Raw genomic sequence first — 25,533 nt, forward strand, 5'->3', positions numbered from 1 at the left:
ACCTAGGTTAGGAATCTAAAGTAAAAGAGGTGGCACTCAAGATTCAGGTTGAAATAAGGCGAAAACTGAGATTAAGAAATTGATGACAGCAAACATATTTAGCATCATTAGCCAAGGGGTTGATCAATTTCAAATAGGCAATCTCGATAATGCGGAAAGATTAATCTCTACCGCCTTAAAAATACAGCCCAAAAATCCAGATGCACTTCAAATCTTAGGTGTTATCAAAAATTTAAAGGGGGAGCATGAAGAGGGGGTTCGACTCCTCAAAAAAGCAATTAGTCTTGACCCTAGTAATGGATTTATTCATATGAACTTGGCTAAGGCTTTATCAGATACCAATAAAGATTTTTATGCCCTGCCTCATCACCAGCAGGCCATTCGAACGATGTCTGAAAATCCAAATGTTTGGCTAAATTATGGAGTTTCACTCGTGAAACTCCATAGGCAAGAAGAAGCTTTGGTTATCTATGAGAGTGGTCTTAAATTGCACTCCAATACTGCAAATCTCTGGATTAATATGAGCGGTGTTCTTAACGAATTATTAAGGCATGAAGAAGCTATCGCTGCCGCACAACAAGCTATAAGCATTGATTTAAATCAAGCAGAAGCATGGTGTAATTTAGGGTCAGCATTAAGCTCTAAAAATAAATTTTCTGAATCTCTAGAGGCGTTTGATCATGCGCTAGCCTTGTCACCAGACCTTCTTGATGTATGGATTAATAGGAGCAAGGTCCTTCTATCGTTAAATCAAATTGATGAAGCAATATATTCATGCCGCCGAGCATTAGAAATTGAGCCAGAATCAGCGGCAGCATGGCTCTACCTAGGAAATGGACTGCAAGCAACATTAAAAGTTAAAGAATCTATTGAGGCCTATTGCAAATCATTGGAGAGTAATCCAAATTCTGCGACAACTTTATCTAATCTTGGGGTCAGCCTAAAATTCAACAAAGACTTTGAGGATGCTAAGCGAGTACTTGAGGAGGCGATCGCAACGGGGGATGAAGTTGACTATTTGCTGGGTAACTACCTAAGCGTCCTAATGCATCTTTGTGATTGGGAGAATTATGATTCTCTCTGTGAAAAAATTACGCAGAGCCTCTCCAGCGGTAAAAATGCAATTATGCCGTTTGACATTCTATCCACGCCGATAGATCTCTCAATTCAAAAAAAATGCGCTGAGCAGTTTGTTCAAAAATGGGTTCAACCTCATGAATTGAAAAATTTATCAACATCAAAAATAGCGCAGAACGAAAAAAAGCGTATCGGCTACTTTTCTTTCGATTTCAAAGAGCATCCGGTTGGCATATTGATGAGTAATATTATTGCGCTTCACGATCGATCCCAATTTGAAATTTATGGCTTCTTTCTAAATAATGAGACTGGAGATGATATTGAAAAGTCTCTACTGGAGTTATTTGATCAATCCTTCAACTTAGCCCGCCTATCAGATCCTCAAGCGATAGCCTTGATCAGAGATCAAAAATTAGACATCGCAATTGACTTAAGTGGACACACTTCTGGCGCTAGAATGTCATTATTCTCAAAAAGACTTGCGCCAATTCAAGCAAATTTTTTGGGATATGCTGGTACAACGGGTACAAAATTTTTCGACTATTTAATTGCAGATCAAATTGCAATACCATCCAGTTATCAGACCGAATTTACTGAAAAGATAGCCCACCTTCCCAACTCTTTTTTTCCTGTAAATCTAGAATTTACAATTAATGACCTTGGAAATATTCCAAGTCGGAAAAGTCAAAACCTACCCGATCAGGGGGTTGTATTTGGTTGCTTTAATAATGCCTATAAAATTTCACCCAAAATCTTCATTACATGGATGAGCATATTAAAAGAGGTTCCTAATAGTGTTTTGTGGCTCTCTCAAATGCCAGAAAAAACTATTGAAAACCTAAAACGTGAAGCGCAACGCTCTGAGGTTGATCCTGAGCGACTAATTTTTGCGATTCGCACACCCAGCAGAAAAGATCACCTAAATCGCTTAAGGCTGATGGATCTTTTTTTAGACACCCCTCATTACAATGCTCACGCTACAGCAGCTGACGCCCTTACTTCAGGCGTTCCAATAATTACATTACTAGGCGACTCATTTGCTGGCAGAGTAGCAGCTAGCCAACTTACTGCCGCCAATTTACCAGAGCTAATTACCCATTCTTTGGAAGAGTACTGTAACAAGGCAATCGAGCTTGCTCAAAAGCCAGAAGAGTTGGCGCTTCTGCGTAAAAAACTCGCTGCAAGTCATCTGACGGCCCCATTATTTAACTCCAGTAAATATGTTCGGGATCTAGAAGAGCTCTACTTAAATATGGCTAAATCAAGCCAAGGTCAACTTGATTGAAGATATGAAGACAAGAATCACATACTGTAATTGCCGTTAATAGATTCGTATACAGACTCAAGCTCTGATGTATATGCTTTGGTATCAAAAAGGGGGCACTTCAGCCTGTTTTGACTAATTTTACTTACGATACTTCCGAGTAAATTTGCATCCGTTGCCAATTCGTATGCCCTTGATTCATACTCTTCTAGAGAATAAGTAATTAACTCGGGCGCACCAATTGAAATAATTAGACTGGCTGCCACTCTGCCAGCAAATGATTTGCCAAGGCAAGTGAGTACTGGTACCCCGCACCAAAGAGCATCACTAGCAGTTGTATGCGCGTTGTATGGAAGAGTATCTAAAAATAAATCCATAGAACGTAAGCGTGCTAAATGTTCTGAAAGCTCCATTCTCCGAGCAAATACCAATCGCTCTGGCGAGATATTATTTTCAGCTGCACGCTTTCTCAAATTACTTGCTGCCATTGGGTTATCTTCAAATAACCAAAGGACACTTCCCTCGACTCTTGATAGTAATCGCATCCAAATCGCAAACATTGTTGGTGTAATTTTGAAATTATTGTTAAAGCATCCAAAAACAAAGCCCTTATGAGGAAGCCCCAACTCAGCCCTCGAGAAGTTTCGTTTTGATATTAAACGGGCTCTATCATTTGGCTGATAGGTATTGCGCATGTAAATAACTTTTTCAGAGTAATATTTGTGTTGTGACTCAGGAATAAGAATTGAATCCGCAATGATGTAGTCATAACAAGATGCTCCCATGGTCCCCGGATACCCTAAATAGTTAATTTGAATTGGCGCAACACCTTTAGCAAAAACCTCCACACGGCTGTGTTCTGTATGGCCAGTTAAATCAACTGCAATATCAATCTCTAAATTTCGTGCGATATCTACTATTTGCTGAGTACTCACACAGCTAAGCTCTATAAACTTATCAAATGTACTTTTTAGCCTCAATCTCATTTGATCATCATCACTGGGCCCAAATGCAAAAGCATAAATTTCAAAACGATTTCTATCATGCTCCTTAAATAAACCGGCAGCCAAATGTGCAACGGGATGATTTCGAAAATCTGCGGAAAAATATCCAATACGAATTTTTTTATGACCCACCCTCTCCCTTAGCGGAGAAACACTAATAGATTCAATTTTCTTATTGATCCAAATTTTTGCAGCCTCTAAGTGGGCGCTTTCATCATCTGATATTGCTAATAATGTAAATGGTGAAATAACTCTTTTCTCGAGTTTTATTTTTTCCAATAAACGACTAACTTCATCCTGATAATTAGTCCAATCGCAAATGGAGATATTAAGATGCAATAACATTCCCTCTAAAAAATCGTAATCAGGCTTAATACTCAAAGCTTTTTGGTACGAGGCAATTGCTTCGTCGTAGCGCTTTAAATCTAAGAATACCGTCCCTTGATTAGACCAAGCCTCTGCGTAATCAGGCTTAATGCTCAAAGCTTTTTTGTACGAGGCAATTGCTTCGTCGTAGCGCTTTAAATCTGAGAATACCGTCCCTTGATTAGACCAAGCCTCTGCGTAATCAGGCTTAATGCTCAAAGCTTTTTTGTACGAGGCAATTGCTTCGTCGTAGCGCTTGAGTAAACGTAATGCTATTCCTCTATTAACCCAAACTTCTGCAAACGATGAATTAATGCCAAGGGCTTCTTCTGAAACTAACAATGCGTCGTGAGGACGAAATAGCTTGTTTAGGATAAATATTTTGTTGTTATGCGCCTGAACATATCCTTTATCTAAAGCAATAGCCTTTTCGATTGCTTCAAGCGCATCATCATTTTGATTTGTATCTGCTAGCAACTTAGAATAATTAAGCCATACATCTCGATGTGGAATATTAATCTTTATAGCTTCTAAGTAGCAAGCTTTTGCTGATTCGTAATCTTTTAGACCCTCAAGAAGTACAGCCTTATTTAGCCATGCTTCTAAATATTGATTGTTTAAAACTAAAGCCTTATCGTAATACTCAATAGCTTCCATTGACTGGTGCAACTCCTCATAGAGTCGACCAAGATTAAAGTACAGTTCGCTTGAACTAGTATTCAGTTGAGCTGCCCTTGACAGCGATTGCAATGCCTCTTTAGATCTACCAAGGAGGGCAAGCGCCGCACCAAGGTCATGATGGGCTGCAAAATATTGCCCATCCTTTAGAGTCGCCCTCTCAAAAAAGTTTACAGCATCGGTATAAGCGCCTCTTTCCAAATATAAGGAGCCCAAATGGTAATTTGCCTCGGGGGAAGAGCGCTCATCAAAGCAGGCCTTAACCAAGAAAATCTCACCATCCCCTTGATTTCCCAATGAAAATTCAACATAGGCCAGTAATTCGTTTGCACGAGAATGATTGGGGCTTGATTGAATTAACTTATGCAACAAGCTTTTAGCATTTTCAAGGTCATTTTGACCATAATATGCTGTAGCCTCAGATAAGATTTTTTCTGCTGCCAATGGGTCTAATTTTTGCATGGGCTAATTAAGCACTTTTTCTAAGGTTTGCCCTAGAGCTAGCTATATGATTTAACAATGTTAGCATTATTATTAACAATAAATTGCTCTCAGGGCCTAGGTGAACACAGACATTCAATTTTCTAAAGCAAAAGAATATTTTCAAGCCGGCTTGAATTTTTTTGAGATTGGCGATTATGAAAAAGCAAAAATTGAGTTAATCAAAGCTTATGAGCTCATACCTGATCGCCCCTCAATTTTGGCAAATCTTTCGGCAACCTTAATAAAACTTAAAGAATGGAGTAAGGCTCGCAATATTTGTGAGGAGCTTCTTGAGTTTGATCCACTAGACCCTATTGGCTGGCTCAATTTAGGAGTTTGTGTTGCCCATGAGGGTGATGCTGACTCAGCGATAGGGCACTTTACCAAATGTCTAGAAATCGATCCAAATTTGATTGCCGCATGGTCGAATAAAGGACATGCGCATCAGGAGAGAGAAGAGTTTGAAATTGCTGATTTCTCGTATCAAAAAGCACTTGGGTTAAATCCGTACTATGAAGACGCTCTTATTGGTAAAGGTAATTTACTCAATGAGTCCAAATACTATAACGATGCTCTTGAATGGTTTAATACAGCTCTCATCACGAATCCCAATAATCATCTTGCCAAATGGAATAAAGCTCTCTCTCTACTCAGATTGGGAAACTTCGAGGCTGGCTGGCCTTTATTTGAATCGCGCTGGCATATTCCAGGAATGATGGAGCATAAACCAACTCTTGCCGCACCACTATGGCTTGGGCAAGAATCTCTAGAGGGTAAGACGATTTATATTTATGCAGAGCAAGGCTTCGGGGATACGATTCAATTTAGCCGTTATTTACCCCTTCTTGAAAAAGAAAAAAATGTAAAAGTGATATTCGGTGCTCCAAAATTACTTGCCCCCCTAATGAAAAGTCTCAGCCCAACAATTAGGGTTGTCGACCAGGAAAATTTTTCAGAGAAGAGTTGCGAAAAAATTGATTTTCAATGTCCCATCATGAGTCTTGCGCTATCATTTGAAACAACATTAGATAGCATTCCCGTATCTACTACCTATCTCCATATTGATCCAATAAAGAAAGCCACCTGGGCCAAAAAACTGGAAACTTCAGATGGTAAGCCCAAGTTGTTAAAGGTTGGGGTAGCCTGGCGAGGCTCTGGAAAATACGCCAATAAAATAAGTGAGAAAAGGAATATCCCCTTCCCGCTCATTGCGAATCTTGTCTCCAATTTAGCATTGGATGATATTGCGTTTTATGCCATTCAAGCTGAGTTCGGGTCTGACACTGATTTTAAAGCGCCCCATTTAAAAGGTCTGAACATATACGCAAATGAGTTAACTGATTTTTCAGATACAGCGGCCTTAATAGCCCAACTAGACCTTGTTTTATCAGTAGATACTGCTTGCGCTCACCTTGCTGGCGCTCTTGGGGTGCCCACGCTGTTGCTAATTCCAGATCCTCCTGATTTTATGTCGCTAGTCGACTGCGATAAAAGCCCCTGGTACCCCAATACCTGCTTGCTAAGGCAGGACAAAAGAGGGGATTGGGGGAAGCCTCTCAACGAGGTCAAAGAGAAAATATTATCAATAGCAAAAAAACGCTCTATGGGCGAGTAAGATTGTCTAAACTCAAGCGTAATGAAACCCCAACCCAAGAGCTAATTCATGAGTAGCAATAGCGCCAATCAATTACTTACTCAAGCAGTATCTCACCATCAAAAAAATAATTTAGCTCAAGCTAGATCTCTTTACGAACAATACATTACGATTGACCCCAATAACTTTGACTGCTTATATTTCTTAGGTCTTCTCTACGCACAAATCGGCGAATTCCAAAAAGCTATCGAAGTATTAAGAAATGCAAGTTATCTGAACTCTAATCATGCAGCAACCTTCAGCACTTTAGGGTTTGCACAGCTGGAATTAAAAGAATATCTCCCCGCTATAGATAACTTAAAGCGGGCCATTCAATTACAACCAGGCTTAGTAGATGTACATTACAACCTTGGAAATGCCCTGCAAGACACTCACCATCATTTGGAGGCAATTAAATCGTATGATGCGGCACTCCAATTACAAAAAAATAATCCAAGCATTTACTTTAATAAAGCAAATTCCTTGCGATATCTCAAAGAATTTGAGGCAGCAATTAAAGCCTATGATCAGGCGCTTGTTATTGAGCCTAATTTTGTCGAGGCGTATAGCAATAAAGCAGGTTGTTTAGAGCAAATTGGGGCTTATGAGGGTGCTATTACAGTCTGTAAACAAGCTCTTTCCATTAATCCTAACTTTGCCACCGCCCACTGGAATCTGGCTTTTTGCTACCTATTGCTTGGCGACTTTGAAAACGGCTGGAAAGAGCATGAATGGCGCTGGTCTAGCCCTGATCTCCCAATCAATCAAGAGCGCAGAAATTTTGATCAGCCATTATGGTTAGGGCAAGAGTCTTTATTAAATAAAACTATTTTCTTGTATGCAGAACAAGGGCTTGGGGATACGCTGCAATTTTCCCGATTTGCCATTCAAGTTAAACAGCTTGGCGCGAGAGTCATTCTTGAAGTTCAAAAACCTTTAACTTCACTGCTTTCTAGCCTTGCAGGGGTTGACCAAATTATCTCCAAAGGCGAGACAGCCCCGGCATTTGACTTTCAATGCCCATTGATGAGTCTTCCTTTGGCCTTAAAGGCCTACTCAAAGGAGGCCATGAATAGCTCTGTGCCATACCTCCAGGCCTCTAAGGAAAGCCTTTCTAAATGGGAAAATAGGCTGGGCAAAAAAACGAAGCCGCGGGTTGGAATAGTGTGGAGTGGCAATCCAGATCATCACAATGATTGGAATCGAAGCATTCCTTTGAATGAATTCATCAAGCTGGGCTCACCCCACTATCAGTTAGTATCAGTCCAGAAAAATATTAGCACCGCTGATCACGCACTTCTTTTAGATCATCCCGAAATATTACATTTTGAAAATGATCTGAATGACTTTCTCGATACTGCTGCCCTTTGTGAATTGCTAGATTTATTGATTACGGTTGATACTAGCGTGGCACACCTGGCGGGAGCCCTTGGAAAAGAAACGTGGATATTGCTACCTAAAAATCCTGACTGGAGATGGTTGCTCATGAGAGTAGATACAGATTGGTATCCATGCGCTAAACTTTTCAGGCAGGAAGCACTTCTTAATTGGTCCCCAGTAATTGATCGAGTCAAAAGAGATCTCGCTCTACACTTTCCTACCTAAACTTCTCTCTCACAGGTAAACCTGCTACTAACTTCAATAAAAAAACCCACTGTATTTCCACAGTGGGTTTTTAACTTCTTTTACTTACTGCTGCTACGTCTTAAAAACTAATCTGCGCTAGCTTACGCTAGCATTAAATTAGAAAGTGTGACGTGCGCCAACAGCGTATTGGTTACCGTTTGTGCCAGAACCAGCTACAGATGATGCAGATGTAGAGGTTGTGGAACCAAATGCAGCGTACAAGTTTGTGCGCTTGCTAAGGTAGTAGTTAGAACCAATTTGATATGCAGTGAAGTTAACAGTTGCAGGTGCTACGCCAGCAGCAGAATCAGCACCTTTGTAGCGACCGTTACCAATGCTTGCCCAAGCCTCAATCGTAGGAGTAATGTAGCTACGTACACCAATCTGCTGCGCATTACGGTTAAATTGAGTAGAGCTTGATGTGGCTGTGCCAGATACAGTTAGACCTGAATTCTGGGTAACTTTACGACCGATCCACTGACCGTAGGCTTTCAAAATACCGAAGTCATAAGTAGCACCAACATACTGTTGCTTGTCAGCTAAGTTAGTAAATGCCAAGAGGCCAGCTGTTGTAGTAATAGCAGCTGCACTTTGTGCATACACAGGAGAATTAGCACCGCCGATATTCAATGAAACAGCAGCAAAAGAATCAACTCCAGAAGCTTTAACGCTGAAAGACTGGTAGTTAGCCGTTACATACAGCTTTTGCCATGTGTAGTTAGCACCCAAAGCCCAACCATTCCAGTTGTTGTTACCACCAGATGAACTAGTAACTTGTGTTGAATTGGAATTATTCATTGCGTACATACCTTTTACTTGGAAACCAGCAAAAGTATCTGATGCAGCTGTCAAGGCGTTAGAGGCACGGTTTGTGAAGCCAATGTTTGTAGATTGACCAGACTCAGCACCAGATTGATTGCCGCCAACATAGATTACGCCACCAGTCATATTCATATATGCAGTTGGGTCAGTCTTTGCAGCTTCATCGAAGATTGGAGTGTATTGACGACCAAACGCGAATTGTCCAAGTCCATTCTTTTTCAAACCAACAAATGATTGACGGTTGTTCAATGCAGAGCCGCTATCAGTAGAAGTGCCTTGAACCGCATCAACAGCTGTACCGCCAGATAAGTTAGCGTTAGCAGGTGTCAAACCAGCTTCAACAGTGAAGAATGCGCTTGTACCGCCGCCTAAATCTTCCATGCCTTTGAAACCTAAACGGCTAGTAGACTCAGCGCCTTGGCCGAATTGGCTTGTTGTAGTTTTAACGTTGCCACCAGTAGTACCTGCATTACCGCCGGTTTTGCTGTAAGCGGTAGCATTTGAACCAATAAAGCCAGCATCAACAACACCGTAAACGGTTACGCTGGACTGTGCTTGAGCAGCGCCAGCGATAGCTGACATAGCTGCAACTGCGAATAGCGATTTTTTCATTCTTTAAATCTCCATAAATTGAAAGTAATGCCCAAAAAAAATGGGACTTACGAATTTTGCTTGCAATGCCTTCCTAGACTGGAGGTAAGGGTATTTAGAGGATCTTTTTGCTTGTCAAAAGGTAGTTTTCTGGCTTTCTTCGTTGTATCATGGCAACAAGGTCATCCTTTTCGGGTGTTTTAGGGCCTCAGATGGCAGAATTGTCATATGGCAAGCCGCGAATTCTTAAAAATCCTGCAATCAGCCCGTTTGGGTGATGTTTTAGCACAACAAAGTTTAGCTTCTGCCTATCTAACTGGGGCCTTGAAAACCCCAATACAGCCAGCCAATGCCCTAATTTGGCTCGAAAAATCTTATTTTTCCATTCAAAATCAATTACTTATCAACAAGACCCCTAGTAATGCCGAAATTTTGGAGCTGGAACACTCTAATAGAGAAGTTCAAGAGATCCTTGAATTAATTGCCACGGTCCCACTGGCGGCCACCTTTAATTCTCCTGCCTTTGCCTTTGGTTGGAAATCATTTTGGGAGTTAACCACGGCGAGCATTCCTGCAAGTTACGCTGCGCAATGGCAACTTGCGGATTTACTTTTACATCCAGAGAAAAAAGAGCTTCAGTCGGAGCTTGCTCAGTGGATTTCCAGGCAAGGAGGTAAGCGTGATTTTTCTGCACTTCAAAAAATTGCCAAAGGCTTTCTTCTCAAACTCACTGAGACAGAAACGTCTTTTACTAACTCGGCAAAAGAACTTCTTATTAAGTTGCAGCCGAAAGATGAGGCCCTATCTTCGCTTTGGAATACTTGGCTTGCTGAAAAAAATGAAAGCGCTCTTTTACAAGCTGCTGAACTTGGCCTTACCGCCGCTAAGCTAACTCTAGGTTTGAAGTTAGCACAATTTGAAGTTGGGTCCAATGTTGGGAAGCCTGTTGGCGATGTCATTGATAAATCCAATGCATCTCTCAAAAAAGCAGCCTACTGGCTAGAACTTGCTGCTAAGGATGGGGAACGGGATGCTTGGTTTGCTTTGGGCGAGATCTATCGTCGTCCGCAGTTCTCGGGCTACAACGCCGCTGAAAGCGATCGCTGTTTTGATCGCGCCGCTGATTTAGGTCATGCACAAGCACAGTTTCGAAAAGGGGCTAATTTGTGGCGTAAGCGGCAAAAGATTGAAGAGAAAGTTCGTGGACTACAGGCCTCTTATTGGGTTTGGCAGGCTCACCAACAAGGCATCCTAGAAGCTCAAGAATTGTTAGGAAAAATCCTGGAGAGCGTTTCTAATCCTCAGAATAATGATTGGTTTGACTTAGCGAGTTATGCTGAAAAGACTTTAAATCATCATGCAGAGCATCAGTTAGATGCTGAGTGGATCTTGCTCTGTCACCGAATTATCATTGCGAATCAATTTAATTTGAGCAAAGCAGAATTACTACTTTGTGAGGTAGGGCAGTTACAACATGAACATTGTATTGTTGTGGATATTCGTCATGAGCTGCCAAAAATACTGCCAAGGTTAATTCAAATAGACAATACGCAGCAACGCCGCTCTTTACTTGCTGCCGGAAAAGCATTTGCAGGAAGCGAATTAGAGCAAGAGGGTAATTTACGACAAAGACGTTATCGATTTGATCGAGTAACCGAGTGGCTTAAAGCCACATTCTCGCAAGATCAAGCTGTTGCTTGAGGATCTGTACCTTTAGATTCACCATCTTGGGGACCGTCATTCTCTGAAGGCTTCGGAGTATAGAAGCGGGCTATCAGCAAACCTAACTCATAAAGCAAGCTCATAGGCACAGCCAAAAGTAGCTGGGACAACACATCTGGCGGTGTCACTACCGCAGAAATCACAAAAGCGCCAACGATTACATACGGACGAATCTCTCTCAGCTTAGCGAGCGAAACTATTCCCATGCGAACGAGTACCACAACCACAACTGGCACTTCGAAGGTGATACCAAAGGCCAAGAAGGTCGTCATGGCAAAGCTGAGATAGTTATCAATGTCAGTAGACATCTCCGCGCCCAAAGGAGCGTTGTAACTCGCCATGAAATTAAATACCGTTGGAAAGACCAAGAAGTAAGCAAATGCCATACCAAAAATAAACAGGCTGTAACTACTCACTACCAAAGGTATGATCAATTTACGTTCGTGTTGATAGAGTCCTGGCGCAATAAAAGACCATAACTGGTACATCACAATAGGCAGCGCAATCAAGAAGGCTACTAGCATCGTGACTTTCATTGGCACAAAGAACGAGCCTGTCACATCAGTCACAATCATCTTGCCACCAGCAGGTAGAGCCTGCAGAAGTGGCTGCGCAAATAAATGAAAAATATCTGGAGCCCAGTAGACCAGACAAACAAACACCGCAATAATAGCTATTGCTGACTTGATGATGCGATCACGTAACTCAATTAAATGCGATAGGAAGGATTCCTGCAAGCCCGAGTCTTCTGTTGAGTTATTTTCCGTCATTGGATACGGGTCACTTATTAGCGCTGTGATGAAAGCGCTTCATCCGAGCGGCGCCGGATTGCACGCGCGTACGAATACCAGCGGAATGCTTAAACCAGACTGGTCTAGCGGCACGTCTTACACCCCAGCTCTTGCGTCCTTGGCGCATCGACTTACGAAATACTTCTTTTTCATCGAGTGGGGCTCTAGCGAAATTATTGTCAAAAATGTCCGCCTGGTCACTCAGATTAGCGCCAGCTTCTTGAACTGTTGACTGAAGCGAGTTTTCTACATCCTTAAGTACTGAAGTACTTTCTTCACGCAGTTTTTTGAACTCTTCAATGTCCATCTGGCGACTCACTTCAGATTTAACGTCAGCCATGTAGCGCTGCGCTCGTCCAAATAGATTGCCTGCCATACGAGCAATCTTCGGAAGACGCTCGGGACCAACCACCACTAATGCAACTACTGCAATAAGTGCAAGCTTTGATACTCCGAGATCAATCATGTAAAAGACGCATTATTTCAATCAACTATTACTTATTGATGTCTTTAGCATGCACATCTACTGTTTTTTCTGCTGCTGTAGTGGCGGTAGCGGTTTGCTGAATCTGCTCTTTTGACTCTTCGGCGCCATCATGCGGTTTGATGCCATCCTTAAAGCTTTTAACTGCGCCACCTAAGTCAGCGCCAATATTGCGTAGTTTTTTGGTACCGAATACCAACATCACGATCACCAAAACAATCAACCAGTGCCAAATGCTAAATGAACCCATTTTTAATCTCCTCTGACTATTTGTTACAGGGGCGCGGACCGCCCATCACATGCAAATGCAAGTGATAAACCTCTTGCCCACCATCTACGCCATTGTTCACTACTAATCTAAAGCCCCCCTCTTTTCCAGGACGGCAACCCTGTTCTTGAGCGAGGCGTGGTGCTAATTCCATCATTTTACCTAGCAACGGCGCATCTGCGACTTCTACAGACGCCAGCATAGGGATATGCTTTTTCGGAATCATCAAGAAATGGATTGGCGCAGCCGGGTTGATATCCTTAAAAGCATAGATTTCTTCATCCTCGTATACCTTTTGGGACGGAATTTCGCCTTTAGCAATCTTGCAAAACAAGCAATTTGGATCGTGGCTCACGCTTTGGCCTCTCTTTTGCTTATTTATTCAGTGCCAGCCGCTTTTCGGGCAGCTTTTTCTTCAATACCTGAAGTGCCCAGACGACGCTCTAACTCTGCAATCACATCTTCTGGCCGCAATCCAAACTGAGACAAGGCAATCAGACAGTGAAACCACAGATCGGCCATCTCGCCTACGAGGAGCTTTTGCTGCTCGGGCGCTAAATTGGCATTACGGGCATCCTTGGCAGCCATCACTGCCTCAGTGGCCTCTTCACCAATTTTCTTCAAAATGCCATCATCACCCTTAGAAAAGAGTAAGGCAGTGTAAGAAGTACTCGGATCGGCCTTCCCAGCCTTAAATGCATCTCGACGCTGATCTACTACATCTGCCAGATGGGCTAAAGCAGCATCTAAATTAGAAAGGGTATTCATTGGGCTAGTCATAAATCGATTTTATGTCTTTTATTGCCAGGAAGACAAAGAAGCGCTTATTTATGGTCCCTAGACTCATCAACCCAAGTAGATTTTTCGGAATCCCACCGCTGAAAGAAGCAGCTATGCTGGCCTGTATGGCAAGCAATGCCATCTTTTTGCTCCACTAACAAGACAATCGTATCGCCATCGCAATCTAAGCGGATTTCTTTCACTTTTTGAGTATGGCCAGATTCCTCACCCTTATGCCATAGCTTTTGTCTGGAGCGCGTCCAATACACCGCCTCTCCCAAACGCAGAGTTGCCAATAAGGCATCTCGATTCATCCAAGCCATCATCAGAATATCCTTACTGCCAATCTCTTGAGCAATCACAGGAACCAAGCCCTGCTCATTCCAGCTAACAGCATCAAGCCAGGTGCCGGCTTCTAAAAATTCGATTGGGGTGAAGGCGCTCATGAATATCTTCTTTGAATGTGTTGTGCTGCGCTTTAAATGCGAACCGGAATGCCCTGGCTCGCCATATACTCTTTTGCTTGGCCAACAGTGTATTCACCATAGTGAAAGATGCTGGCAGCCAATACTGCATCGGCATGACCTTTCGTAATACCATCAACTAGGTGCTGTAAATTCCCGACCCCACCGGAAGCAATCACTGGGATACTGACTGCATCACTGACTGCTGCAGTTAACTCCAGATCGAAACCATCTTTACTACCATCACGGTTCATACTCGTAAGCAAGATTTCACCAGCGCCACGTTTAGCCACTTCAGATGCCCAAGCAACGACATCCATACCAGTGGCAGTTCTGCCACCGTGAGTAAATACTTCCCAATGACCTGCATCAGTTTTTTTAGCATCAATCGCCACCACAATACATTGCGAACCGTAATACGCGGCAGCATCAGAAACCAAATCGGGGTTTGCTACTGCAGAAGAGTTCATGCTGACCTTATCAGCGCCAGCATTGAGTAATCGACGCACATCTGCTACAGCTCGTACACCACCGCCTACAGTCAGCGGAATAAATACTTGGGATGCAACATCTTCAATGATGTGCAGTATCAAATCACGCCCATCTGATGTAGCAGTAATATCTAAGAAAGTGAGTTCGTCTGCACCTTGGGTGTTATAACGTTTTGCAATTTCTACGGGGTCGCCAGCATCACGTAAGCCAACAAAATTCACGCCCTTCACGACGCGCCCTGCAGTGACATCAAGGCAAGGGATGATTCGTTTAGTGAGCACAGATACGCACTTTAGATCATTTTCGGCGCGAACTTCAGAGTTAACTCATCAGCATAGGTTTGCGCCGCAGTTAAATCTAAATCACCCGCATAGATAGAGCGCCCTGCAATGACACCCATAATGCCTTCAGCTTCGGCCGCACAGAGGGCTTCAATATCTTGATTATTCGATAAGCCGCCGCTGGCAATCACCGGAATTCGAATCGCTTGTGCCAGCTTAATAGTGGCATCCATATTGATACCCTTAAGCATGCCATCGCGACCAATATCGGTATAGATGATTGCCTCTACGCCATAGTCTTCAAACTTCTTGGCGAGGTCAATTACTTCGTGACCACTAATTTTGCTCCAGCCATCAGTTGCTACTTTGCCATCACGCGCATCTAGACCGACCATGATGTGCCCAGGAAAAGCAGTACAGGCATCCTGAACAAAACCAGGACTTTTCACTGCGGCCGTTCCAATAATGACCGTACTAATACCGTCATCTAATAGACGCTCGATAGTTTCTAGGTCACGAATGCCGCCGCCCAATTGAACGGGGATCTCGTCACCTACTGCTTTGAGGATGGATTTAATAGCAGACTCATTTTTGAGCTTGCCAGCAAAGGCGCCGTTCAGATCAACTAGATGTAGGCGACGCGCTCCCTTACTGATCCAGTGTGCTGCCATTGCGCCCGGGTCTTCAGAAAAAATGGTGGCTCTATCCATATCACCTTGCTCGAGTCGAACACAGTGGCCATCTTTTAAATCAATCGCGGGAATCAGCAGCATAGCGGTAGGTTAGAAAAATATTAAGGTTGCCAAGAAACAAAGTTTTTGTAGAGCTTTAACCCATATTCTGCACTTTTTTCTGGGTGAAACTGCGTTGCAAAAATATTATCCCTTGCAACGGCAGAAGTAAACCAGTTGCCGTACTCTGTTGAACCCGCGCTATCTTCCTGACGCTGCGGTACGACATAGTAGCTATGTACAAAATAGAAGCTCGTCAAATCCGGAATGTCTTCCCAAAGGGGGTGCTGACGATCCTGGCGAACCTGATTCCAGCCCATATGCGGCACTTTATAAGCAGAGCCATCTGGCTGTAATTTGCCGGTCAGCTCAAAACGCCTTACTTCCCCTGGAATTAAACCCAAGCAGGGTGTCCAAGGCGCATTAGATGTCGCCCTTACTTCAGCACTTTGATCAAACAACATCTGCTCACCAACGCAAACACCGAGCAAAGGCTTATTTTTAGCAGCATCAAACAGCGCTTCTAATAAGCCCGACTCCTTTAGATGCTTAATGCAATCTGGCATAGCGCCTTGTCCTGGCAACACTACCCGCTCAGCGGAAAGGATTTCTTCTGGGGTATGCGCAATCACTACATTGGCGTCTGGCGCCACATGATGAAAAGCTTGATATACGGAACGCAGGTTACCCATTCCAAAATCCACGATCGCAATTGTCTGCGCCAACGATTAGCCTATGTTCTGAAGTATTTTGTGGCCATCTTTTACTCAAAACTAGAAATTTTCTAGCTTAGAGACTGCCCTTAGTAGAGGGCACAACGCCAGATGCTCGTGGATCAAGCTCTAAAGCCATGCGAAGCGCACGCCCAAAGGCTTTGAATACGGTTTCAATCTGATGGTGGGCATTGATACCCCGCAAATTGTCAATGTGCAGTGTCACGCCAGCATGGTTCACAAAGCCACGGAAAAACTCAATACTGAGGTCCACATCAAAGTCGCCGACACGCGCACGCGTAAAAGGAACATTGAACTCCAAACCTGGACGACCGGAAAAATCGATTACAACACGCGAGAGAGTTTCATCTAAAGGGACATAGGAGTGGCCATAGCGGGTAATGCCCGCTTTATCGCCCACTGCCTTAGCAAATGCTTGCCCCAGAGTGATGCCCACATCCTCAACGGTATGGTGATCATCGATGTGGGTATCACCTGTTGCGACCACTTTGAGGTCAATCATACCGTGACGGGCAATTTGATCGAGCATATGGTCCAAGAAAGGAACGCCTGAGGCGAGCTCAGCCTTGCCTGTGCCATCTAAATTGATCACAATTTGAATTTTGGTTTCAGAAGTGTTTCGGGTAACGTCGGCTTGCCGCATGCTTCAGTGCGCCGCGAGGCGAAGTGTTGATTGAAGCCTCATAATATCATTCCTAGTCTAGATATAAATGCTGATTTTGATAGCTAGCGTTTCTTTACTTTTGCTGTTTTGCTGTTTTTTTAACCAGAGTCCCTCATGAGCCGTTTTTGGAGCCCCGTTGTTCAGACCCTTACCCCTTACGTTCCTGGGGAGCAACCGCAAATGGAGCGGCTGGTAAAGCTCAATACCAATGAGAGTCCTTACGGTCCATCACCTAAAGCGCTAGCGGCCATTCATCAGCAAAACAACGATGATTTGAGGCTATATCCAGATCCTGAAGGGGCGGCTCTGAAAAAGGCTATCGCGGATTTACATGGCCTAGAACCAAAGCAGGTGTTTTTAGGAAATGGTTCGGATGAGGTCCTCGCCCACGTCTTTTTAGGCCTCCTCAAGCAAACGAAGCCCGTCCAATTTCCAGATATCACCTACAGCTTCTACCCGGTCTATTGCAAGCTATTCGGTATTGATTATCAAACCGTCCCTCTGGGATCCCATTTTGAGATTCAGTCGGATGAATTCAAGACCCCTAATGGTGGCATCATTTTCCCGAATCCAAACGCTCCTACAGGGCGAGCTATTCCTCGAGCCGGGATTGAAGCCCTGCTGGGCAGGAATACAGACTCCGTCGTAGTCATTGATGAGGCCTATGTAGACTATGGAACCGAATCCTGTATCCCGCTCCTACGCGGAAGTACTTGCCCTGAGAATTTATTAGTTGTTCACACGCTCTCTAAGTCGCGTGCCTTGGCGGGTTTACGTGTTGGATTTGCAGTAGGACACCCTGCTTTAATTGAAGGTCTAGAGCGCGTAAAGAATAGTTTTAATTCCTATCCACTAGGTCGCTTAGCACAAGCAGGAGCCATCGCCGCAATACAGGATCAAGCGCACCTAGAAGCCACCTCGGCAAAAGTGACTGCCACTCGTGAACGCTTAGTTAACGAACTGACTTCACTTGGATTTAATACTTTGCCATCGACAGCCAATTTTATTTTTACCCGCCACCCAAAGCACGCTGGCGTGAATTTATATCAGGCCTTACGTGACCGCGGCATTATCGTGCGTCACTTTAAGTCATCACGGATTAAGGAATTTTTGCGCATCACGATTGGCACTGATGATCAAACGAATGAATTAGTTGCAGCCTTAAAAGCAATTCTGGCTAGCGCTTAAGCTAGTCTTTCAGGCGCATCTCCGCTGCACGCGCGTGAGCTGTTAAGCCTTCGCCATGAGCCAGAGTACTGGCTACAGCGCCGAGTGTTTGAGCTCCTGCTTCACTGACCTCGATCATGCTGGAGCGCTTAATAAAATCGTACACACCCAGTGGCGAAGAAAAGCGTGCAGTGCGTGCGGTTGGTAAAACATGGTTCGGGCCAGCACAATAATCACCAAGCGATTCGCTTGTGTAATTACCCATGAAGATCGCACCCGCATGACGGATGAGTTCGGCCCACTTGCGTGGTTCAGTAGTACAAATTTCTAAATGCTCAGCAGCGATGTCGTTGGCAATTTCGCACGCCTCAGCCATGTCTTTTACCTGAATTAATAAGGCGCGATTGGTGAGCGATGCTTCAATGACTTTTTTTCTAGGCATCTCAGGTAATAACTGATTAATGCTGGCTTGTACCCGCTCTATGAATTGTTCATCCGGACAAAGCAAGATGGATTGCGCCAACTCGTCATGCTCTGCTTGAGAAAACAAATCCATTGCGATCCAGTCGGGATTACTGGTGCCATCACAGAGAATCAAAATTTCTGAAGGGCCGGCGATCATGTCAATGCCAACAGTGCCAAATACCCTGCGCTTAGCAGCAGCAACATAGGCATTGCCTGGCCCAACAATTTTATCGACTGACGGAATCGTTTTGGTGCCGTAAGCCAAAGCTCCAACTGCTTGCGCACCACCGATCGTGAATACACGATCAACGCCAGATAAGAAAGCGGCGGCTAAGACCAGCGAATTACGCGCTCCATCTGGAGTTGGAACCACCATGATGACTTCACTCACTCCAGCCACTTTTGCGGGAATAGCGTTCATCAAGACGGAAGACGGATAAGCAGCTTTACCGCCAGGTACGTAAATTCCGACACGATCCAAGGCAGTCACCTTTTGACCTAAGCGCGTGCCATCAGCCTCTTCGTACTCCCAAGAATGACAACCCGCTTCAATCTTTTGCTTCTCGTGATAAGCGCGGACTCTCTGCGCCGCAATATCCAACGCATTTTTTTGTTCGGCTGATAAACCCTCGTAGGATTTTTTTAATTCTTCTTGAGAAATCTCTAGCTCAGCAACACTCGCAACATCTAGCCGATCAAATTGTTTTGTGAAATCCAGAACTGCAGCATCACCCTTGGCCTTAACTTGCGCCAACACGCTCACTACAACAGCGTCTATCGCATCATCATCCGCCATTGGCAATGAGAGACTAGAGAGTAGGGTTTCTTTAAAACCTGCGTCTTTACTATTAAGGCGTTTGACTTTGACTTCTGCGGACATGGGGATTTTCGGCTTTACTTCAACAACTCAAAGAAAGGCTGCAACTGAGTACGCTTTCGCTTATAGGAGGCTTGATTAACCACTAAGCGCGCACTGATATCGGCAATGGGCTCCACTTCAACTAATCCATTAGCGCGCAGGGTATTGCCTGTGGACACCAAATCCACAATGGCGTCAGCTAAACCAACTAATGGCGCCAACTCCATCGAGCCATACAAATGAATCGTATCAATGTGCACGCCTTTATTAGCAAAGTGCTCACGTGCACAGTTGACATACTTGGTTGCCACTTTTAAACGCGATCCCTGCTTTACCGCAGCAGCATAATCAAAGCCTTCTTTAACAGCTACCGACATACGGCATTTAGCGATGTTCAGGTCAAAAGGGACATACAAACCATCTGTGCCCTTTTCCATCAACACATCTAAGCCAGCCACCCCAAAATCAGCGCCACCAAATTGCACATAAGTAGGTACATCTGAAGCACGCACAATAATTAAGCGGACATCAGAATTGGAAGTTTCAATAATGAGTTTGCGCGACTTTTCAGGATCCTCAAGCGGACGAATACCGATCTTCGATAAGATCTCCGTAGTTTCTTCAAAAATGCGCCCCTTCGAGAGGGCTAACGTTAACTTCATGCCCTAATTATCCATCAGCCTTACTTCACGCGCTGAATGTTGGCCCCCAAGAGGGTCAGCTTTTGTTCCATACGGTCATAGCCACGGTCTAGGTGATAAATACGGTCTACCTGAGTTTCGCCATGGGCAGCCAAACCGGCAATAACCAAACTCGCAGAGGCGCGGAGATCAGTCGCCATCACAATTGCACCAGAAAGCTTTTCTACACCCTGAGCAATCGCGGTATTACCCTCAATTGCAATATTTGCACCTAAGCGATTCATCTCCTGGACGTGCATAAAGCGGTTCTCAAAGATGGTTTCGGTGATGGTGGCATTGCCCTCGGCAATCGCATTTACAGCCATTAACTGGGCCTGCATATCCGTTGGGAAAGCGGGGTATTCAGAGGTGCGGAAGCTCACTGCCTTCGGACGCCCCTTCATTGAAGCCTTAATCCAATCTGGCCCCACTTCCATTTCTAAGCCTGCGTCTTTTAACTTAACGATCACCGCATCTAAAGTGTCTGGACGACAGTGCTTCAACAGCACCTCTCCACCAGCAGCTGCAACTGCGCACAAGAATGTGCCAGCCTCAATGCGGTCAGCGATGACTGTATGCTCTGCGCTGTGCAGCTTTTCAACACCCTCAATTACCAAGCGGTCACTACCAATACCGGTAATCTTTGCACCCATTTTGACCAGCAACTCAGCCAAGTCACCCACCTCAGGCTCACGTGCAGCATTTTCTAAAATGGTCGTCCCGGATGCTAAGGTGGCGGCCATCAATAAATTTTCAGTGCCAGTCACTGTAATCATGTCGGTCAAGATCGAGGCACCCTGTAAGCGGCCAGTAGTTGATTTAGTTTCCGCCTTGATATAGCCGCTCTCAATCTGAATGGTGGCGCCCATCGCTTTTAGGCCTTTAATATGCTGGTCCACTGGGCGTGCGCCGATCGCGCAACCACCTGGCAAAGAAACCTTAGCACTATGCATTCTGGCAAGTAATGGGCCAAGCACCAAAATAGAGGCCCGCATGGTTTTCACCATCTCATACGTTGCTTCAGAGCTTTTAATATTCGCCGCATTCAGCACCACATGATTACGATCATGTGCATCTGGGAACGATACGGTGACACCAATTTCCTGGAGGAGTTTGAGCATTGTCCGCACATCTTGCAAATCAGGAACATTGCGTAAGGTAATCGGTTCATCGCACAGCAAGCAAGCGCACAGAATCGGCAATGCTGCGTTCTTTGCGCCAGCAATAATCACTTCACCCTTGAGCGGAGTGCCGCCAACCATTCGTAATTTATCCATCCATCAATTCCAGTAAAAAGCGAATACAGTCATCTAAGTTGCCGAGTTTTTTGCGAACTCTTCAGGAGTAAACGCTTTGATTGATAAAGCATGTACTTCTGCCTTCATCCGATCGCCCATGGCGCTGTATACCAATTGATGGCGCTGAATGAGGCGCTTACCTTCAAACTCGGGGCTCACGATGGTGGCAAAAAAATGCTGACCATCCCCATCTACTTTGACGTGGGTACAGACAATACCTTGCTGTATATAGCCCTCAATTTGCTCTGGGGTTGGGAACATCACGATCTCCTGATTTCTAATGTTTCTGATATTTCAAATATCTAATAACTCAAAACAACAACTAATTTCTTAACTTGTAACCCTTTTGCAGCAAGCGCAAAGCCATTGCTGAAACTAAGACGAAGAAACAGACAACAATTGCCAAGCTATCCCAAGGGGAGATATCGGACACTCCAAAGAAGCCATAACGAAATCCATCAATCATGTAAAAGAATGGATTTAAATGAGATACCGCTTGCCAGGATGCAGGCAAAGAGTGGATGGAATAAAACACACCCGATAACATCGTCGCAGGCATGATGATGAAATTCTGGAAGGCGGCCAATTGATCGTATTTATCAGCCCAGATACCCGCAATTAAACCCATACTACCCAAAATTGCCGCGCCCAAAAGAGCGAATATCAATATCCACAAGGGGTGCTCAAATGCCGGTGCGGCGAACCAGACAGTAATCAGCAATACGCCAGCGCCCACTACGATGCCACGAAATACTGCGGCTAAGACATAGGCAGCATAAAACTCGAAATGACTAAATGGGGCTAACAAGACAAACACCAAGTTTCCAGTCACCTTGGATTGAATCAAAGAAGAAGAGGTATTCGCAAACGCATTTTGTAAAACACTCATCATCACTAAACCCGGAATCAGAAAGGCGGTGTAGTTCAGTCGACCATACACCTCTTTACCCTCTAGTACGTGCCCGAAAATCATTAAATACAAAACAGCTGTCAGTACTGGTGCAGCTACTGTCTGAAACCCTACCTTATAAAAACGTTTAATTTCTTTTCGCAATAGCGTTGGGAAACCGCTTCCATAAGCAATTGGCAGTTTATCCAAAGTGGACTTCATCGAGCGCCTCCCGACATAATATTGACAAACACATCCTCAAGATCCGTTTTACCTTCTCCATCTTTTTTAACCGAGCCGTACTGGCTGAGCAAATTAGCAGTGGTATCCAGAGCGACAATCTTTCCTTGTTTGAGCATGGCAATACGCTGGCAAAGCGCCTCAGCCTCTTCTAAATAATGAGTTGTGAGAACAATCGTGTGCCCATCTTGATTGAGTCGACTGATAAATTGCCAAAGCGATTGGCGCAATTCCACATCAACTCCAGCAGTAGGTTCATCCAGAATAATGACGGGTGGACGATGAACCAAAGCCTGCGCCACCAATACTCGCCGCTTCATACCACCAGACAAAGAGCGCATATTACTATCGGCCTTACCAGTGAGATCCAGATTAGCCATGATCTCATCAATCCAGGCATCGTTATTTCGAATTCCAAAATATCCTGATTGAAACTGCAAGGTCTCTCTTACAGTAAAGAAAGGATCAAATACCAACTCTTGTGGCACTACTCCCAACATTCTGCGTGCCTCGCGAAAGTGGCTTTGTACATCAGCGCCCATAATTGCTGCATGGCCGCTATCCGCAGTAACCAAGCCAGCCAAAATAGAAATCAGTGTCGTCTTGCCTGCACCATTGGGGCCAAGCAAGCCGAAGAACTCTCCTTGCTCAATGGATAAAGAGACATGGTCTAGCGCTTGCAGCGCGCCATAATTTTTTGATATGTTGTCAATCGAGATTCCAGCGTGCATGCTATGACAAACCTAGCAACTCGGCAACGCCATAAAGGCCAGCCAACACCGTTAATTTTTTAGGTGCATTTTTTACGCAAATTTGTCGATCATCTAACTGTAACTTTTTCTGCCATGCCAGCAGGACGGTTAATACCGTAGAGTCAAAATCTTTTAAGCTTGCGCAATCTATCGTGCTTAAGGTGGGAAGATTGAGAAGTCCATCACTTTCCAATTGCACGGCATTGTCTTGTGTCACTGAAACAGGTAATAAAAATGGCATCTTTTACTTAACTTTACTGAGTCATTAAGTGGTGGGCTTTGCAGCTGCAAGCTGCTTATTCCGCTCTTGTAAAAACTTCACAAGACCCTCGATACCGTTTTGACTAATTTGGTTGGAAAACTGATTGCGATAAGCCTCAACCAGCCACACACCCATGATGTTCATGTCATACACTCGCCAACCATTAGCTGTTTTCTCGAGACGATAATCAAGAGGTATAGGGTCGCCACGACCAATTACCACAGTCTTCACTACGACTTCTTTATCGTCAGGTGCAGCGCGCAAAGGTTTAAATTGAATGGTTTGATCACGTAGCTGACTGAGTGCGCCAGAGTAGGTTCGGATGAGTAGACTCTTAAATTCGCTCACTAATTGGGCTTGCTGCTCAGGAGTTGCTTTTTTCCAATTGGGACCCATTGCCATTTCAGTTGTCCGACGCATGTCGGTATAAGGAAGAATCTTCTTGTCGACTAAATCAACAATACGCGGAATATTCCCTTTTTGAATCTCGGGATCAGACTTTACAGAGGCCATCACATCAGAGACAACAGCCTTAATCAGACCATCTGGCGTAGATTGGTCTACTGCTTGAGCGCGTACGCCAGCAGCAAATAAAAACCCGCTAGCTAGTAACACGGCAAAGAATTTTTGGGTGATTTTTTGGGTTTTCATGGTTCCTCAATTAAAGCTGCTCTTTGAGAGCCATTTTAGCCCTTTAAAAGAATCTAGCTAGGCTTAGGCGCCTTTATTCGTAGGGGTTCTGATATGGAGGCATTACGACCTCCTCATCTTCGCGACCTTCATTGATTTGGTATTCCCGCCTCTGAATGTAGGCGTCGCGCAGGAAACTGTATTTATCAAGAGCCGCTCCGTCTAATAAGTCGCCCGCTTCGTAATAGGTATTGCGTGCATTAATCACCCGCAGGCCGGTAATACTATTTCGCAAGCCAATATCTTTGACAAAGCTAAATAAGTAATCCGACTCCAAGTCGGCTCCAGTGCCAAAGGTATCGCGCACACTACTAGGTCCAAAGAATGGCAAAACGACATAAGGACCAGATGGAATGCCCCAGACGCCAAAGGTTTGGCCCCAATCTTCTTTATGTTTTGGAAGGCCACCGGGAGTGGCCATATCAATTAGACCGCCCAAACCAAAGGTAGTATTGACTACGACGCGCATCAAATCGCTAAAGGCATCAGCAGGCTTACCCTGCAATAAATTCTGCAAGGCAGTGTAAATATCATTGTAGTTACTAAAAAAGTTGTAAATCCCGTCTCGCACAAACTCGGGCAATATAAAGCGGTATCCCCTAACGACTGGCTTAAGCAGGTAAGCGTCTAAGCCTTCATTAAATTCAAATACGGAGCGGTTGAATGGCTCCCATGGATCACTTGGGGAGGGCTGAACCCCAGCAGGAATAGATGCGCAGCCAACCATCATCCCAACCCAAGAGAGAAGCAATATACGCTTGAGCTTTGATAAGAACGCCACTATTTTGCCGCGCCCTTATCTTGACCACTATCAGCCGCTTTGTTGTACAAAAACTGACTAATCAGATTCTCCAAAACGACTGCAGACTGGGTTTGGGTGATCTTGTCTCCCGCAACCAACATCTCATCCGAACCACCAGCTTCAAGGCCAATATATTGCTCACCCAACAAACCTGAAGTCAAAATTTTCGCCGCAGAATCTTTAGGGAACTTATAGATGTCTTCAACGGTCATAGTGACAGTGGCTTGATAAGTTTTGTCATCAAAAGAAATGTTGCTAATGCGCCCAACGACCACTCCCGCACTTTTAACGGGTGCACGCGGCTTTAAACCGCCGATATTGTCAAAGCGAGCAGAAATTTTATAGGTTGGCGCAAAGGAAACGGCATTCATATTGCCAACCTTCAAGGCAAGGAATAAGGCAGCCAATAAGCCAATGGCTACAAAGATCCCAACCCAAACATCAATTGCACTTTTTCTCATAAGAGCCCTAGTT

The 25,533-nt window shown here is 44.4% G+C and carries 27 protein-coding genes; 5 read left to right on the top strand and 22 right to left on the bottom strand.

The window, feature by feature from the left end; translation table 11 throughout:
• Positions 1–82: 82 nt before the first annotated feature.
• Positions 83–2,362, top strand: coding sequence for a tetratricopeptide repeat protein (locus ICN15_RS06750; protein WP_216201947.1), 2,280 nt, complete (start codon positions 83–85; stop codon positions 2,360–2,362).
• 17 nt (positions 2,363–2,379) lie between these two features.
• Here the strand turns inward: ICN15_RS06750 and ICN15_RS06755 are convergent, their stop codons facing one another.
• On the bottom strand, positions 2,380–4,851 hold the full coding sequence (locus tag ICN15_RS06755) for a tetratricopeptide repeat protein (RefSeq protein ID WP_216201948.1): 2,472 nt from the start codon (positions 4,849–4,851) through the stop codon (positions 2,380–2,382).
• A 100-nt stretch (positions 4,852–4,951) separates the two neighbouring features.
• Between ICN15_RS06755 and ICN15_RS10905 the strand changes: the two genes are divergently transcribed.
• Positions 4,952–6,487 carry a tetratricopeptide repeat protein gene (locus ICN15_RS10905; protein WP_216201949.1) on the top strand — a complete coding sequence of 512 codons (1,536 nt, stop codon included), beginning with the start codon at positions 4,952–4,954 and terminating at the stop codon, positions 6,485–6,487.
• 48 nt (positions 6,488–6,535) lie between these two features.
• On the top strand, positions 6,536–8,110 hold the full coding sequence (locus tag ICN15_RS06765) for a tetratricopeptide repeat protein (RefSeq protein WP_216201950.1): 1,575 nt from the start codon (positions 6,536–6,538) through the stop codon (positions 8,108–8,110).
• Between the two features lie 138 nt (positions 8,111–8,248).
• On the opposite strand, the gene ICN15_RS06770 is transcribed toward ICN15_RS06765, so the two are convergent.
• Positions 8,249–9,565: a porin gene (locus tag ICN15_RS06770; RefSeq protein ID WP_216201951.1), complete on the bottom strand. Its 1,317-nt coding sequence runs from the start codon at positions 9,563–9,565 to the stop codon at positions 8,249–8,251.
• A gap of 207 nt (positions 9,566–9,772) precedes the next feature.
• On the opposite strand from ICN15_RS06770, the gene ICN15_RS06775 reads away from it, so the two are divergent.
• Positions 9,773–11,245, top strand: a complete 1,473-nt coding sequence (locus tag ICN15_RS06775) for a tetratricopeptide repeat protein (protein WP_216201952.1) — start codon at positions 9,773–9,775, stop codon at positions 11,243–11,245.
• Here ICN15_RS06775 and tatC read toward each other — a convergent pair.
• The 10 genes from tatC to hisB all read right to left on the bottom strand — a co-directional run bounded on the left by tatC (position 11,230) and on the right by hisB (position 16,934).
• Positions 11,230–12,036 carry a twin-arginine translocase subunit TatC gene (gene tatC / locus ICN15_RS06780; RefSeq protein ID WP_216201953.1) on the bottom strand — a complete coding sequence of 269 codons (807 nt, stop codon included), beginning with the start codon at positions 12,034–12,036 and terminating at the stop codon, positions 11,230–11,232. The genes ICN15_RS06775 and tatC overlap by 16 nt on opposite strands.
• Positions 12,037–12,046: 10 nt before the next feature.
• Positions 12,047–12,523 (bottom strand): Sec-independent protein translocase protein TatB, encoded by a 477-nt coding sequence (gene tatB / locus ICN15_RS06785; RefSeq protein WP_216201954.1) that lies wholly within the window; start codon positions 12,521–12,523, stop codon positions 12,047–12,049.
• 28 nt (positions 12,524–12,551) lie between these two features.
• A complete protein-coding gene (gene tatA / locus ICN15_RS06790) occupies positions 12,552–12,791 on the bottom strand; it encodes a Sec-independent protein translocase subunit TatA (RefSeq protein WP_216201955.1) in 240 nt (79 codons plus the stop codon).
• 16 nt (positions 12,792–12,807) lie between these two features.
• Positions 12,808–13,164, bottom strand: a complete 357-nt coding sequence (locus tag ICN15_RS06795) for an HIT domain-containing protein (protein WP_216201956.1) — start codon at positions 13,162–13,164, stop codon at positions 12,808–12,810.
• A gap of 23 nt (positions 13,165–13,187) precedes the next feature.
• A complete protein-coding gene (locus ICN15_RS06800; protein WP_255532904.1) occupies positions 13,188–13,589 on the bottom strand; it encodes a phosphoribosyl-ATP diphosphatase in 402 nt (133 codons plus the stop codon).
• 44 nt (positions 13,590–13,633) lie between these two features.
• Complete coding sequence (gene hisI / locus ICN15_RS06805; RefSeq protein WP_216201957.1) at positions 13,634–14,035, bottom strand: phosphoribosyl-AMP cyclohydrolase; 402 nt, start codon at positions 14,033–14,035, stop codon at positions 13,634–13,636.
• 32 nt (positions 14,036–14,067) lie between these two features.
• The gene (gene hisF, locus ICN15_RS06810) at positions 14,068–14,826 is read right to left on the bottom strand and encodes an imidazole glycerol phosphate synthase subunit HisF (RefSeq protein WP_216201958.1); all 759 of its coding nucleotides are present in this window, start codon (positions 14,824–14,826) and stop codon (positions 14,068–14,070) included.
• An 11-nt stretch (positions 14,827–14,837) separates the two neighbouring features.
• A complete protein-coding gene (gene hisA, locus ICN15_RS06815) occupies positions 14,838–15,599 on the bottom strand; it encodes a 1-(5-phosphoribosyl)-5-[(5-phosphoribosylamino)methylideneamino]imidazole-4-carboxamide isomerase (protein WP_216201959.1) in 762 nt (253 codons plus the stop codon).
• A 20-nt stretch (positions 15,600–15,619) separates the two neighbouring features.
• The gene (hisH, locus tag ICN15_RS06820; RefSeq protein WP_216201960.1) at positions 15,620–16,282 is read right to left on the bottom strand and encodes an imidazole glycerol phosphate synthase subunit HisH; all 663 of its coding nucleotides are present in this window, start codon (positions 16,280–16,282) and stop codon (positions 15,620–15,622) included.
• A 64-nt stretch (positions 16,283–16,346) separates the two neighbouring features.
• Positions 16,347–16,934 carry an imidazoleglycerol-phosphate dehydratase HisB gene (gene hisB / locus ICN15_RS06825; RefSeq protein WP_216201961.1) on the bottom strand — a complete coding sequence of 196 codons (588 nt, stop codon included), beginning with the start codon at positions 16,932–16,934 and terminating at the stop codon, positions 16,347–16,349.
• Between the two features lie 135 nt (positions 16,935–17,069).
• Here hisB and hisC point away from each other — a divergent pair, with 135 nt between their 5' ends.
• The gene (gene hisC, locus ICN15_RS06830; protein WP_216201962.1) at positions 17,070–18,143 is read left to right on the top strand and encodes a histidinol-phosphate transaminase; all 1,074 of its coding nucleotides are present in this window, start codon (positions 17,070–17,072) and stop codon (positions 18,141–18,143) included.
• Between the two features lies 1 nt (position 18,144).
• On the opposite strand, the gene hisD is transcribed toward hisC, so the two are convergent.
• The 10 genes from hisD to mlaD all read right to left on the bottom strand — a co-directional run bounded on the left by hisD (position 18,145) and on the right by mlaD (position 25,520).
• Complete coding sequence (hisD, locus tag ICN15_RS06835; RefSeq protein ID WP_216201963.1) at positions 18,145–19,467, bottom strand: histidinol dehydrogenase; 1,323 nt, start codon at positions 19,465–19,467, stop codon at positions 18,145–18,147.
• 14 nt (positions 19,468–19,481) lie between these two features.
• Positions 19,482–20,108, bottom strand: a complete 627-nt coding sequence (hisG, locus tag ICN15_RS06840) for an ATP phosphoribosyltransferase (RefSeq protein WP_216201964.1) — start codon at positions 20,106–20,108, stop codon at positions 19,482–19,484.
• 20 nt (positions 20,109–20,128) lie between these two features.
• Positions 20,129–21,403 (bottom strand): UDP-N-acetylglucosamine 1-carboxyvinyltransferase, encoded by a 1,275-nt coding sequence (murA, locus tag ICN15_RS06845; RefSeq protein WP_216201965.1) that lies wholly within the window; start codon positions 21,401–21,403, stop codon positions 20,129–20,131.
• 33 nt (positions 21,404–21,436) lie between these two features.
• Positions 21,437–21,685 (bottom strand): BolA family protein, encoded by a 249-nt coding sequence (locus ICN15_RS06850; protein ID WP_216201966.1) that lies wholly within the window; start codon positions 21,683–21,685, stop codon positions 21,437–21,439.
• 61 nt (positions 21,686–21,746) lie between these two features.
• Positions 21,747–22,535, bottom strand: a complete 789-nt coding sequence (locus ICN15_RS06855) for an ABC transporter permease (protein ID WP_216201967.1) — start codon at positions 22,533–22,535, stop codon at positions 21,747–21,749.
• Positions 22,532–23,284: an ABC transporter ATP-binding protein gene (locus tag ICN15_RS06860; RefSeq protein ID WP_216201968.1), complete on the bottom strand. Its 753-nt coding sequence runs from the start codon at positions 23,282–23,284 to the stop codon at positions 22,532–22,534. Before ICN15_RS06860 ends, ICN15_RS06855 begins: the two co-directional genes overlap by 4 nt.
• Before the next feature lies 1 nt (position 23,285).
• On the bottom strand, positions 23,286–23,546 hold the full coding sequence (locus tag ICN15_RS06865; RefSeq protein ID WP_216201969.1) for a lipid asymmetry maintenance protein MlaB: 261 nt from the start codon (positions 23,544–23,546) through the stop codon (positions 23,286–23,288).
• 24 nt (positions 23,547–23,570) lie between these two features.
• Positions 23,571–24,218: a phospholipid-binding protein MlaC gene (locus ICN15_RS06870; RefSeq protein WP_216201970.1), complete on the bottom strand. Its 648-nt coding sequence runs from the start codon at positions 24,216–24,218 to the stop codon at positions 23,571–23,573.
• 73 nt (positions 24,219–24,291) lie between these two features.
• Entirely contained in the window at positions 24,292–25,038 is a 747-nt protein-coding gene (locus tag ICN15_RS06875; RefSeq protein ID WP_370625424.1) for a VacJ family lipoprotein, read from the bottom strand.
• A complete protein-coding gene (gene mlaD / locus ICN15_RS06880; RefSeq protein WP_216201971.1) occupies positions 25,038–25,520 on the bottom strand; it encodes an outer membrane lipid asymmetry maintenance protein MlaD in 483 nt (160 codons plus the stop codon). The genes ICN15_RS06875 and mlaD overlap by 1 nt, the downstream gene beginning before the upstream one ends.
• Positions 25,521–25,533: the final 13 nt, after the last annotated feature.

This window comes from Polynucleobacter sp. CS-Odin-A6 (genome assembly GCF_018882095.1).
In the GTDB taxonomy this organism is placed as follows: Bacteria; Pseudomonadota; Gammaproteobacteria; order Burkholderiales; family Burkholderiaceae; genus Polynucleobacter.